The following is a 12,748-nucleotide window of genomic DNA, read 5'->3' as shown; positions in this document are numbered from 1 at the left end:
AACGAACTCGCGGCACAAGGAGGATGGCGGATGCAGCCTTTGCAGATTAAACATCACAGTGCAGCTCTGGCAGCCTGGCTCAACTGGCTGACACCGGGCCTGGGTTTGTATTACCTGGGGCGAACGACGGCAGCGCGCTGGTGTTTGCTGCTTACCTTGTTGCCGGGCTTCGCCTGGCTGTTGTTGCCCCGCCATTTTCCCCAGTCCGGACTCATTTTGCTATCAGCCGGGCTGTTGTCCTTATTGGTGTTGCTCATCATTACCCTGGTTAGCTGGCACCGCGCTCGTGATGAAGGGCCGGTGGTGATGCCGACGACCCCGCACTGGTATGGCTATCTGCTGTTCTGGATCAGTTTTGTCTTGCTTATCGCGATATGGCTGGCACTGCTGGTAGTTAAGACCGGCGTGATGCCACTGCAGGTATCGGGGAACCAGATGAGTGGCAGTATCAAAAAGTACGATTGGGTGTTGCTTGAGCGCCAGCCCTCTGCTGCGCTTATCGGGCGTGGTGACGTCATCTGGTTTATCCATCCGGAAACCGGCGAATCGGTATTGCAGCGGGTGGTTGGGCTGCCCGGTGAGCGGGTCGCAGTGCATCAGGGCGGCTTGTTTATCAATGGCGAGTGGCAGTCGGAACCCTATCTTGATGCCATGCGCAATAAAACCCGAATTCCTGAGGGGGCAGTCGCCTCGCGCGTGCCTGAAAACCGCTTTTTTGTGCTCGCCGATAACCGTGACAACAGTCGTGACAGCCGTTTCTGGGGCACCCTGCCCACAGCGCAGATCGCGGGTAAAGTCCTGTTTCACCTCGACCGGCAGAGGCTGAACTGGCGGGAACTGCTCAGCTTTGTCACCGGTCATAGCCTGGGTGAATAAACAGGGTGAAATTATGAATATGAAACTTTGTATGGCGCCACTGGCGCTTATTCTTTTCCAGGCATCGGCGCAGGCCGAAGAGCACGCCAATTACCATGAGTGCCTGTTTGATGAATCAAGTGAAACCCGGGCAGAACAGGCAGGACAGAGTGTGGCTGTTTTTTGCACTTCCCGGCATTTTGACACCGCACCAACCGCATTTCAGGCCCAGGTGCTGATGCAGGATCTGGAAGGCATGAAACAGCGGGATCCTGAATTCAAGGCCTTTTACGATACGGTCCGCAAAGACAGCGGCAATGATATCTACACCGATCGCCAGATCGTGCTGATGTATATCGATAAGCGTGAGGTCAATAAAGACTGAACATTTCAGTAGTCAGCCATAGCGCGCTGGCAGTATGCTGAACAAATAAAAAGAAGTTTTTCAGCGAAATAACAGTTATTCATGGGAGGCAATCATGTCACTGAGAATTAACGATACCGCGCCGGACTTCAACGCCCAGACCACGCAGGGCGAGATCAATTTTCATCAATGGCTGGGCGACAGTTGGGCCTTGCTGTTTTCCCACCCCAAAGACTTTACACCGGTGTGTACCACCGAGCTGGGCTGCATGGCCGGAATGGCGGATGAATTTGCCAAAAGAAATTGTAAGCTGATCGGTCTCAGCGTCGACTCCACCGACGATCACCAGCTATGGCAGCAGGATATTGAGGAAACCCAGGGCCATAAGGTTAATTACCCGATTATCGGCGACCAGGATCTGGCGGTGGCCAAGCTTTACAACATGTTACCCGCCGAAGAGCCGGGCGGTGCCCAGGGCCGCACCGCGGCCAACAACGCCACGGTGCGTTCAGTGTTTATTATCGCGCCGGATAAAACCATCAAAATGATGCTCACCTATCCGATGACCACGGGGCGTAATTTTGATGAAATCCTGCGGGTGCTGGACTCGATTCAGTTGACCAGCGAGTTCAAAGTCGCGACGCCGGTCAACTGGAAAAATGGTGATGATGTCATCATCGTGCCCAGCGTCAGCGATGAACAAGCCCGCGAGCTGTTCCCGTCGGGCTTCAAGACGATTAAACCTTATCTGCGCACCACCCGGCAGCCTGGGCAGGACTGAATCGGATCAGCCCCGACCGCGGCCGGCCGCTTTGCGTGGCTGACGGCGACGTTTCTGGCTATGTGCGGTTTCACTGCGCTGGCCGTCACGGTGGCCGGCGCGTGGCTTGTGACGGTGACGCGGATGCTTGGGCTGACTGAGCCTGGAGGCTGGCACATCATGCACCGGTTCAAAGCCTTCAATAAACTCGCGCTGCAGGGTTTTGCCAATCAGGCGTTCAATGGCAAACAGCTGATCGCTCTCATCGGCGCTAACCAGTGACACGGCTTCACCGCTGGCACCAGCGCGGCCGGTGCGGCCAATCCGGTGCACATAATCTTCGGCCACATTGGGCAAATCGACATTGATCACATGAGGGAGTTGATCGATATCCAGGCCACGCGCGGCAATATCGGTAGCGACCAGTACCTGCACCTCACCGCTTTTGAATTCGGCCAGCGCCCGTGTGCGGGCGCCCTGGCTTTTATTACCGTGGATGGCAGCCGCGCGCAGACCCACTTTTTCCAATTGCCGGGTCAGCTTGTTGGCACCATGTTTAGTGCGTGAAAACACCAACACCTGGAACCAGTTACTGTCATTGATGAGATGACCCAAAAGCGCCGATTTCTGCTTTTTGTCCACCGGCACAATCCATTGTTTGACCGAGGTGGCCGTGCTGTTGGCGGGAGAAACGGAAATCTCAACCGGGTTATTGACCAGCTGTTTGGCCAGGTTGCGGATATCTTTGGAAAACGTCGCCGAAAACAGCAGGTTTTGCCGTTTTTTGGGTAATAAGTTAATAATCTTGCGGATATCGTGAATAAAGCCCATATCCAGCATGCGATCGGCTTCATCCAGAACCAGCACTTCCAGTTGATCAAAGCGAATGGCATTTTGCTGATACAAGTCCAGCAAGCGGCCCGGAGTCGCCACCAGGATATCGGCGCCTTTACGCAGTCGCATCATTTGCGGGTTGATTTTAACGCCGCCGAACACCACGCTCGATCGTAGCGGCAGGTGCTTACCATAGGTCTGGATGCTGTCAGCCACCTGCGCGGCCAGTTCACGGGTCGGTGCCAGGATCAGGGCCCGGGCCTGGTTGGCAGAAGCCGGTTTGCCGGTCGACAGTCGCTGCAGAATTGGCAACGTGAAACCGGCCGTTTTACCGGTGCCGGTCTGTGCCGCGGCCATCACATCGCCGCCCTTAAGAATGGCCGGAATGGCCTTGGCCTGGATCGGAGAGGGCTGGTTGTAACCCTGATCAGCAATAGCCTGCAGGATAGGATCGGACAGGCCGAGATTAGAAAATGTCATAAAAAATACTCAAAAATAAAAACCGGCATATCAGCACCATGTTCAGAACGATAAGCCGAGCGTTCGCCACCCTCAGGGGGGCAGAGGGAACAACTCTGGGAACAGGCTTGTCGGTGATTTGGAGACAGCGGTGGTGATCCGGGAAGTCAAGCAAGGCGCGCTGGTGAGTGCTTTCCTTGCAGCAGGGCGCTATTATGACAGAAAACCGCATGGAATTTTGATTTTGTCGACACAGAGCAGTCATACAGAGATGTTATGATTAAATCAGATTCTTTTAATCAGGAGGGATTATGTATAAGAACAAAGCAGTAATGGTTGCCGTTATTCTGGCTATCGTCGCCATTTTTGTGGTGTTTGCATCAACCAGTGTATTCAAAGATGACAGTCAGGAACGCTATGGTGAGGTGAGCTCGCCAGAATCCGAAGCGATGACGGAGGAAGCAGAAATCGCCTCAACCGCGGTCAAGGATGAAAGTACCGAAGCCCTGGCACAGAATGAAGCCGGCGGCGTCAATGAAACCGTGACCGAGCATATGGAAGATTCTCAGGAAGCCGTGCCGGAAACCGTGGTGGAAGACGAAGTCGAGGCCACGCCGACACCGACGCAGGAATTGCAGTCTAAAGCCGGCGATATGATGGCAGAAGCGGAAAGCGCCGCTGCCGGTATGGCTGAAGATGCCGAAACAGCCGCTGCAGATATTGCCCAGGAAGCGGAGCAGGTAGTAGAAGAAGCCAAGCAGGCCGCAACCGGTGGTGAAATGCATATTGTTACCGCTCAGGGCCTGAAATACAGCCCGCTGGTGATTCAAATCCAGCCTGGTGATACCGTCGCCTGGGAAAATATGCCGACCCATGACACGCAGTCAATTGAAGGCCTGATTCCGGAAGGCGCGGAAGCCTGGCACTCAGAATTGGGCAAAAACTATGAACGCACTTTCAGCCAGGAAGGCATTTACGTTTATAAATGCACCCCGCACATCGGCGCCGGTATGGGCGGTGCGATTATTGTCGGTGATCCGGTGAACCTGGATGCCATCAAGGCCGCTGATGCCAAAGGCGCGGAAGGTCGACTGGCAAGGAAAGCCATCGCCGCTGCTGAAGCGATGTAATTATTAGTAATCACGATTGATGAACCCTCTGCCCGCCAGCCGGGCAGGGGGTTCTTTTTTGGAAAACGGTATGACAGAGAAAACCTTTATCAAAGGCAAGGACAGCGATCTGGAAACCAGTATCGCTACCATGCAGAACAAGCTCAAAGCCTTCGGTTTTGACGTTGAGGAAGCGTCCTGGCTCAATCCGGTGAGCAATGTTTATTCGGTGCATATCCGCGACAAGACCTGCCCGCTGATGTTCACCAACGGTAAAGGCAGCACGGCCAAGGCCTGTCTGGCCAGTGCTTTGGGCGAGTATTTTGAACGTCTCAGCTGTAACTATTTCTTTGCTGACTTTTACCTGGGCGAGCATTACAGCCAGGCTGAGTTTGTGCATTACCCGGATGAAAAATGGTTCAAGTCTGAGTATGGCGAAATGCCAGAAGGCTTGCTGGATGAAGGCCTGTGGGATCACTTTGATCCAGAGCGCGCGCTGAGCCCTGAGCACCTGTTTGATACCAACTCGGGCAATGCCGAGCGCGGTATCTGCGCTCTGCCGTATGTCCGGGTCAGGGATAACGAGACGCGCTATTTCCCGGTGAATATCATCGGCAATATTTATGTCAGCAATGGCATGTCGGCCGGCAATACCCAGCATGAAGCCCGGGTACAGGGCCTATCGGAAGTGTTTGAGCGTTATGTGAAAAACCGCATTATCGCTGAAGGCATCTGTCTGCCCGAGGTGCCGCAGTCGGTGATCGACCGCTTTCCTAAAATCAAAGCAGCACTGGATGAACTCAAGCAGCATGGGTATCAGCTGAAAGTGGCCGATGCCTCGTTGGGCGGGCAGTTCCCGGTGATGAATGTCACATTGATTAATCCCGAGGATGGTTCGGTGTTCGCCTCTTTCGGCGCCCACCCCAGCTTTGAAGTGGCGCTGGAGCGTACGGTCACCGAACTGTTACAGGGACGCGGCCTGGATCAGTTGGATGTGTTCCACCCGCCGACCTTTGATATGGAAGAGGTGGCCTCACCACAGAATCTGGAAATGCACTTTATTGATTCCAGTGGTTATATCTCCTTCGACTTTTTCCGCGCAGCGCCCGACTTTGCATTTAATGACTGGGATCATGACGCTTCCACCCGCGATGAATTTGCCTGGTTGACCGGCATTATTCATGAGCTGGGCTTTGATATCTATATCGCTGATTACGAGCATCTCGATGTCTATGCCTGCCGCATTCTGGTGCCGGGCATGTCGGATATTTATCCGGTCGATGAGTTGGTCTGGGAAAACAACAACGAAGGCGCGATGTTCCGTGAAGCGCTGCTGTCACTTAAGCAGGGCAATGAAGACAGCTGGCGCGAATTGCTGCTGGCGCTGGAAGAGGGCGGCTTTAATGATCATGCGCCGGTAGCCCAGTTTATCGGTTTGGCTCCGGACCCGGGCACATTGTGGGCCAGTGTCAGACTGGGCGAAATCAAATTGATGCTGTGCCTGGCGCTACAGGACGAGCAGGCGCTGGAATGGGTCGACTGGTGCCTGTCGCTGGGACAGGGTGATGCCGGGCAACTACGTTTTTACCGCTGTCTGCGGGCGTTGCTTGATATCAAGTGGGATGACAGCCGCCAGTACCAGGATTATCAGCAGGGGCTGTCGCAGATGTTTGGTGAGGAACTGGTATCGCAATGCATCCATATCGTGGAAGCAGAAGTCGTGTTTGATGGTCTGCACACACCGGGTCTGAGCTTGCAAGGCTTTGAGCGCCACAATGCGCTGCTGGCGGGCTATGAAAAACTGCAGCAGGCGAAAAAACAGTTCTGGAAAAAGCCGGATTGAAACGCAAATAAAAAAATTTTCAGCAAACACTAACACCTTTTGAAAATTTGCTGTATATTTGCACGCTTCTTCTCGCAACCGGCTTATCAAAGGCGGTTCAAAGAAAAACTGCGGAGCGGTAGTTCAGTTGGTTAGAATACCGGCCTGTCACGCCGGGGGTCGCGGGTTCGAGTCCCGTCCGCTCCGCCATTTTTTCTTTAACATCTCCCCATAGAAATTCAGCACCGTTTCCCGTGTCAGGAACGACGAGAACCCGCGACATCAAATCAGTGGTTCGACAACAATGCCGGGCGCTGAAAAGGTCTATTGCTGATTTTCACCCAGCCACAGAGAAATCAGGCCATTGCGGCCACGCACGCCAAATTTGCGGCAGATGCGTACGCAGTATGTGTGTACGGTGCTTTGGCTCAAGCCCATTTCAGCAGCAATTTCGTCTTCCGTTTTCTCTGTGAGCAGGCCGCTCAGTACCCGGCGCTCGGCGGCGGTGAGTTTTTCCTCGGCGAGATAAATACCGTGATGCAGGGTCAGTTGTTTTTGAAACCATTGGGTCGGGCGTACGGCGTAATCAAGCAACTGGCGATCTTTTTCGCCGAAGTTAGGCTGGGTTTTACCGCAGCGTTCAAATACCATCCAGGATTCCACATCGGGGCTGACCGGGGTGGCGACAAAGATGACATCCTGAATCTCAAAAGGCGCAAACAGCGTCTGATAAAACTCTGACTCAAACCATGCCGCTGGCACGATTTCATGCTTGATATTGATTCGGAAGTGACCGGCATGCTGAATATTGGCCAGAATACTGGGATCAATCTGGCCGCTTTCAAGACGGCGGTAATGTTCCTTGCGGTTGGCTTCCCTTTCAGCCGTATGGCGTAAGTAGTAATTGTGCCGGGCCCGCCAGCCGGAAACCGGATCCGTGTCGGCAATGGCATCAATACGCAGGGTGCCCATCCAGTAAGCCTCCTGGGCATCCACCAGATCAGCAAGTTGGGTCAACACGGTATCCAGCATCTCTAGTGAGCGGGAGGCACTGCTGGCGGTCATCTTATCCCAGAGTCGGTGAATGGCCTGTTTTTGAAAATCTTCCATGTGTGTTTCTGTTCTGAATGATTAAAAGTGTCACTGATCAGTGACTATCACTACGATGCCTCATTACTTAACATGCAGTCGTGAATAATCGTTTTAACAACGAAAGTATTTCAGCCTTGGCGTTAAGGCGTTTGTTGTAGCTTAACCATAACCCAATATAAATATCTTCGATGTAACAAAACTCTGGAGGCATTGTCATCGAAAAAGGGGAAATATTCTCCATTGTATATTGATGATGAACTGCTAAGAGCATGGATGCAATTCTTGCTAAGTAACTGTTCCTGTCTGGCCATCATTGAAATGAAAATTTAAAAATAAAGAACTAGAATGAAGAAATTACTGCTCTCTCTCATGCTAACGGCCAGCCTGACAGCGACTTCAACTGCCCAAGCTGAAGTCGCCCCTTCAACTGACAAGTGGCACTCACGCATCGACTTCGAAGGTAAACTCGGTAACGAACGGAGCCTGGGTGAAGCAGATTTACTGATCCCGCTGTGGCAAAACAACGACAGCCTGCTGTTTGCGAATTTGCGCGGTCGAATGGATAACGATGACAGCTATGAAGGCAACATCGGTGTGGGTCTTCGGCACATGCTGGACAATGGCTGGAACCTCGGTGGCTATGGCTATTTTGACCGTCGTAAAAGCCCGTATGACAATTTCTTCAACCAAGTGACCTTAGGTGTCGAAGCCCTGTCGATGGACTGGGATTTGCGTGCTAATGCCTATATTCCCGTGGGGGAAACCAGCCACTTTGAAGAAAGTTTAGACACGGTCGATTTTTCCGGCACAGCTATCACCTATCGTGCCGGTGAAGAACGTTCCATGAGCGGTTACGACGCTGAAATCGGTTGGCGTATACCCGTATTTTCTCCCGAGGACGATAAGCAATTACGTATCTATGCCGGTGGCTACCGCTTTACCGACAGCCGGGCAGAAACCATCCAGGGACCGCGTGCTCGACTGGAAATGAAATTCAACGCTTTACCTTTCTTGTCGAGAGGTTCGCGTTTATCACTGGGGCTGGAATACCAGCATGATGATCCCCGTGGCAGTCAGCGTTTTGCCATGTTGCGACTCAGTATTCCATTGGGTGACACAAAGGCCAAACCAAGTCGAGCACTGACAGCAATGGAGCAACGGATGACAGATCCTGTTGTCCGCGATGTGGATGTGGTCAGCCAGGGAGGCAGTTATGGCTCGCCAGAAAAGATTCGCGAAACCGCCGATGGGAAACGCATTGTGCTGTTTGATGACAGCGTTAATGGCAATAATTTTAGTACCGCTATTGCTAACGCGGGTGAAAACACGACGGTCATCCTGAACGGTGATTACACCGGGGTAAACACCATCACGACAGTACAGCAAGGGCAAGACATTCTGGGGGCTGCAAACCTTAAGGTCAAAACCCCTTCAGGAAGAACCGTCAACATTACCACACCATCAGCCAGTCTCTCAGGTGCAGGCATGAGTGGCAGTGGCTATGGCGCAGCCCGGTTTTTTGATATGGCTGATAACAGCAGTCTTATCGGTATGAAAGCCAAAATAACAACTTCATTGTCAACAACAATCGCCAGAATCGAGGGCAAAGACAACGTCAAGATTCTGAACAACATGCTCACCACCGAGGTGAGTAGCAGTACAGCCAGTATTCTACATGTAGAGAATAGCGGCAATGTCAGCATACGCAATAACACTATGAACATTATCGCCAATGGCTCAACTGCTCATGTCATAGCCTTTGTCGGTAATAACGCTAATATCGACTTTTCTAATAATAGCCTGAACATAGGCGGCACAGCCCCAACTTTGCGTACATACATGCTCACTGGCGGTGTGACGATCAATAACCTCTCGGGTACAGGTAATACATCAAACCTCGTCAATTGTTATATTCCTGTCGGCGGCTCCATTACAGGCTCAATTGAAACCAATGGCAATATCAGCTGCCCTTGAGAAAATAGCCTTGTTGTGTACTGAAATCGCATGTTTATTCGATACCCCCGACTACTCGGACAAACAAGCAATTGATGTTTTAGAAGCATAGGTTCATGCGCTTATGCTTTGTACTTAAGAAAATGATAATGCTGAGCCCGATATCGGGCTGGGTTATGCCTGTAGTGACCCCGAGTCATTCAGCGAATCCGGTGCCAGTGCTGCCAATCTGGATGTGTCCAGTGAGTCGCTTGAGTCAACTCAGTCACGGACAGGGCTGCGTTTCGAGCAGTTCTTAAACAGCGCAGAAAACCGATCACTAGTCTGGCATCTTAATGCCGCCTGGCCGCATGAGTTTGGCGGTCATCTTATCCCAGAGCCGGTGAATGGCCTGTTTTTGAGAGTCTTCCATGAGCTTACTGCGATATTGCGGGCAAAAGTGTCACTGATCAGAGACTATCACAGCGCAACGGGGCCGCCTATCATGAGCCATTGCTTTTTCTTGCACGGTTATTGTCAGTATGTCCTCCAAATCAACGCCTCACAACGAACTGAAACGTTTATCCGTAACCGTTTTCTCCACTTCTTTATTGTTATGTTCGGCAGCTCAGGCCGATACCGTGACCTGGGATAGCGGCGGGGCGGATAATAACTGGTCAACGGCAGCCAACTGGGATACCGACACCGTACCAGTGGATGGAGATGATCTGGTATTTACGGGGGCAGGAGAAATCATTAATCCGGATACGGACAGTGCCGGTTTTAATAATATCAACAATCTTAGTTTTGATGCTGGCGCTGGAGCATTTGAGTTGTCGGGGTCGAATGGGCTGGGTCTGGATTCCGGTGTGAATAACCAGTCCGGTCAGCGACAAACGCTCAATTTATACCAAATTGCGTTCTTTCAATCCCTAACTTGGGATGCCGGCACCGGCGGGCTTGATATTGGAACGACGCTTGCTTATGTAGGTTTTAGTGCGAGTGAACTGACTTTTACCGGTGCAGGCGATACCAGAGTGACGGGTCAAATAAGTGATGCTATTGCCAACAATAAACTGGGGCTTATAAAAAACGGCAGTGGCACTTTAACCCTAACTGCGAATAACGACTATCGAGGGGATACCACCATCAATGACGGCACCTTGTTAGTGAATGGCTCTATCGCTAACTCAGCCACCACCGTTAACAGCGGCGCAACGCTGGGAGGTAGTGGCACGCTGGGGTCAGTAACCCTGATGAGTGGCGCCACCCTGGCACCGGGTAACTCGATTGATAGTATTAATACCGCTGATCTGCTTGCAAATTCCGGCTCAACGTTGCTTTTTGAAGTGGATAGCAGCGGCGTTTCCGATACCATCAATGTGAACGGCAATATGACGCTGGATGATGTCACGCTGGATGTGGTTGCCCTTGGCGATCTCGATGATCTGCCGATCCAAACGCAGCATATTCTGATCAGCAATGATGGTGGTGACGGCAACGCCGGCAGCTTTACCCCGGGTACAGGCAGCCTGGGCAGTGATGGCGAGCTCTTTTCTGTTGTCTCGCTGGATGCCGGTGACGGTAACGATGTGGTAGCCGATAGTTTCCGCACCCAGGTCACACTGGGCGATGGCGAGACCAATAATGAAACGGTTACTTTCCCTGACAGTTTTCCGGGCTTCACATTTGATGTGCAAGGTAGCGATAGCGCTATTTTTAGTGGAAGCCTGGCGGAAAGTGCGACCGCGGTTGATGTCACCAAATCCGGCAGCGGCACACTGACGCTGACAGGCAATAACAGCTACACCGGCACCACAACTGTTAACAGCGGGCTGCTCGCGGTGAACGGCACCCTAGTCGGCGCCACTACCGTTAACACCGGCGGCAGTCTTGGTGGCAGCGGTACGCTGGGCGATATCACTCTGAACGGCGGTACCCTGGCACCGGGTAATTCCATCGGCACCATGACTGTGTCCGGCAATGTGGATTTCAGCAGCGGTGTCTATGAGGTGGAAGTGGCTGACGCCGGTAACAGCGACAGGATTGTTGCCAGCGGTAATGCCGATCTCAGCGGCGCGCGGGTATCGGTTCTGCCGGAGGCGGGCAGCTATGCCGATTCTACCGATTACACCATTCTGCAGGCAGGCAGTATCAGCAACAGCTTTACAGGTGTCAGCGTGGATAATGTGAACTTTGCCTTTCTCGATGCCAGCCTCAGTTATAGCGCCACCGATGTCACATTGAGTCTGGTGCGTAACGCTAATGATTTTACTGCTGTGGCCGGGACGCCCAACCAGCTTGCCGTGGGTCAGACCTTGCAAACGCTGAGTGACGGTGGCGCTTCCAACGGCATGCAGGATTTGCTGGGCGAAATCACGGTGCTCAGTCGTGCGGCGGCCCGTGATGCCTTTGACCAGCTCTCGGGCGTGGGCCTCGGAAACAGCCTGTTACTGTCCCGACAGAGTCAGCAGCGCTTTGGCCGCCTGCTCAGTAGTCGTAGTGTGCAGCGCAGTCAACACCCGGCGACCCGTGTGGCAGGCCTTGACGCTGGCTCATCGCTGCAGTTGGCGAGCCTGGATACGCCCATAGCCGCGTTGAACGCCGTCGATACGCAAGCGCAACAAGGCAGCCAATACTGGTTTACCCCGGTTTACGGTGAAGGTGATGTCGATGGTGACGGCAATGCCAGCGGTATGGATTATCACTATGCCGGTCTATCGCTGGGTCTGGATCAACAGTTAAATGCTGACTGGCTGCTGGGTGCCGCGCTCAGTTATACCCAGTCTGACGCCCGTTTTGCGGCAGGCTCGACCGATATGGACGGGGTCGAGGCAGCCCTCTATTCCCGCTGGGATAAAGACGCCTATTACATGCAAGGCTACAGCGGTCTGGGCTGGTATGGCAGTGACAGTGAGAGACGGATTAATGTGGGCGGCCGCCAGACTGCAGAGTCGGATTACGATACCACGGCTTTTTTCGCCGGTATCGAAGGCGGTCACAGCTTTTTGCTTAAGCATAAGATAATGCTGACGCCCTACATCGGGCTGGATTATGCCTACAGTGACCGCGAGTCATTCAGCGAGTCCGGTGCCGGCGCCGCCAATCTGGATGTGTCCAGTGAGTCGCTGGAGTCAATTCAGTCACGGGCAGGGCTGCGTTTTGAGCAGTTCTTAAGCAGCGCAGAAAACCGCTCATTGGTCTGGCACCTTAATGCTGCCTGGCTGCATGAGTTTGGCGATGATAAGGCCCGAACCCAGGCGGGGTTTGTCAATAACCGCGTGGCTAGTTTCGAGGTGGATGGCGCGGATCTGGATCGCGACCGGTTGTTACTCGGCACCGGCGTGGCTATGGCACTGGGCGAGCGCGCTTCGCTGAGTGTTGCCTATGAGGGCGAGTTTTCCGGCACGGAGCAGGATCAGCAAATCAGGGCTGGCTATCGCTATCAATGGTAAGCCTGACGGCCTGATTTAAATTAAGCGCTCAACGCTTTTCTGAAGCTGCTTCAGGTTCTGGATAGG

At 53.0% G+C, this 12,748-nt stretch carries 10 protein-coding genes and 1 tRNA gene; 9 read left to right on the top strand and 2 right to left on the bottom strand.

What is annotated here, in order from left to right:
- Positions 1–30: 30 nt before the first annotated feature.
- From lepB to Q0X64_RS04375, 3 genes are all read left to right on the top strand, one after another.
- Positions 31–876 carry a signal peptidase I gene (gene lepB, locus Q0X64_RS04385; protein ID WP_297809329.1) on the top strand — a complete coding sequence of 282 codons (846 nt, stop codon included), beginning with the start codon at positions 31–33 and terminating at the stop codon, positions 874–876.
- Positions 877–889: 13 nt separating this feature from the next.
- A complete protein-coding gene (locus tag Q0X64_RS04380) occupies positions 890–1,240 on the top strand; it encodes a hypothetical protein (protein WP_297809328.1) in 351 nt (116 codons plus the stop codon).
- 94 nt (positions 1,241–1,334) lie between these two features.
- Positions 1,335–2,000: a peroxiredoxin gene (locus Q0X64_RS04375; RefSeq protein WP_297809327.1), complete on the top strand. Its 666-nt coding sequence runs from the start codon at positions 1,335–1,337 to the stop codon at positions 1,998–2,000.
- Positions 2,001–2,006: 6 nt separating this feature from the next.
- On the opposite strand, the gene Q0X64_RS04370 is transcribed toward Q0X64_RS04375, so the two are convergent.
- The gene (locus Q0X64_RS04370; protein WP_297809326.1) at positions 2,007–3,293 is read right to left on the bottom strand and encodes a DEAD/DEAH box helicase; all 1,287 of its coding nucleotides are present in this window, start codon (positions 3,291–3,293) and stop codon (positions 2,007–2,009) included.
- A 290-nt stretch (positions 3,294–3,583) separates the two neighbouring features.
- Between Q0X64_RS04370 and Q0X64_RS04365 the strand changes: the two genes are divergently transcribed.
- The 3 genes from Q0X64_RS04365 (at position 3,584) to Q0X64_RS04355 (ending at position 6,413) form a co-directional block, all read left to right on the top strand.
- Positions 3,584–4,402, top strand: coding sequence for a plastocyanin/azurin family copper-binding protein (locus tag Q0X64_RS04365; protein WP_297809325.1), 819 nt, complete (start codon positions 3,584–3,586; stop codon positions 4,400–4,402).
- A 70-nt stretch (positions 4,403–4,472) separates the two neighbouring features.
- A complete protein-coding gene (gene ycaO, locus Q0X64_RS04360; RefSeq protein WP_297809324.1) occupies positions 4,473–6,224 on the top strand; it encodes a 30S ribosomal protein S12 methylthiotransferase accessory factor YcaO in 1,752 nt (583 codons plus the stop codon).
- A 112-nt stretch (positions 6,225–6,336) separates the two neighbouring features.
- A tRNA-Asp gene (locus Q0X64_RS04355) sits at positions 6,337–6,413 on the top strand.
- 114 nt (positions 6,414–6,527) lie between these two features.
- On the opposite strand, the gene Q0X64_RS04350 is transcribed toward Q0X64_RS04355, so the two are convergent.
- Positions 6,528–7,313, bottom strand: coding sequence for a helix-turn-helix transcriptional regulator (locus tag Q0X64_RS04350; RefSeq protein ID WP_297809323.1), 786 nt, complete (start codon positions 7,311–7,313; stop codon positions 6,528–6,530).
- Positions 7,314–7,640: 327 nt separating this feature from the next.
- On the opposite strand from Q0X64_RS04350, the gene Q0X64_RS04345 reads away from it, so the two are divergent.
- From Q0X64_RS04345 to Q0X64_RS04340, 3 genes are all read left to right on the top strand, one after another.
- Positions 7,641–9,269, top strand: coding sequence for an inverse autotransporter beta domain-containing protein (locus tag Q0X64_RS04345; protein WP_297809322.1), 1,629 nt, complete (start codon positions 7,641–7,643; stop codon positions 9,267–9,269).
- A 142-nt stretch (positions 9,270–9,411) separates the two neighbouring features.
- On the top strand, positions 9,412–9,882 hold the full coding sequence (locus tag Q0X64_RS13330) for an autotransporter outer membrane beta-barrel domain-containing protein (protein ID WP_366517484.1): 471 nt from the start codon (positions 9,412–9,414) through the stop codon (positions 9,880–9,882).
- Positions 9,770–12,682: an autotransporter domain-containing protein gene (locus Q0X64_RS04340; protein ID WP_297809321.1), complete on the top strand. Its 2,913-nt coding sequence runs from the start codon at positions 9,770–9,772 to the stop codon at positions 12,680–12,682. Before Q0X64_RS13330 ends, Q0X64_RS04340 begins: the two co-directional genes overlap by 113 nt.
- Positions 12,683–12,748 lie beyond the last annotated feature (66 nt).

It is taken from the genome of uncultured Methylophaga sp., from assembly GCF_947259025.1.
GTDB lineage: Bacteria > Pseudomonadota > Gammaproteobacteria > Nitrosococcales > Methylophagaceae > Methylophaga.
The sequence above is the reverse complement of the archived record's forward strand: the minus strand, read 5'-3'. Positions and strand labels throughout refer to the sequence as shown.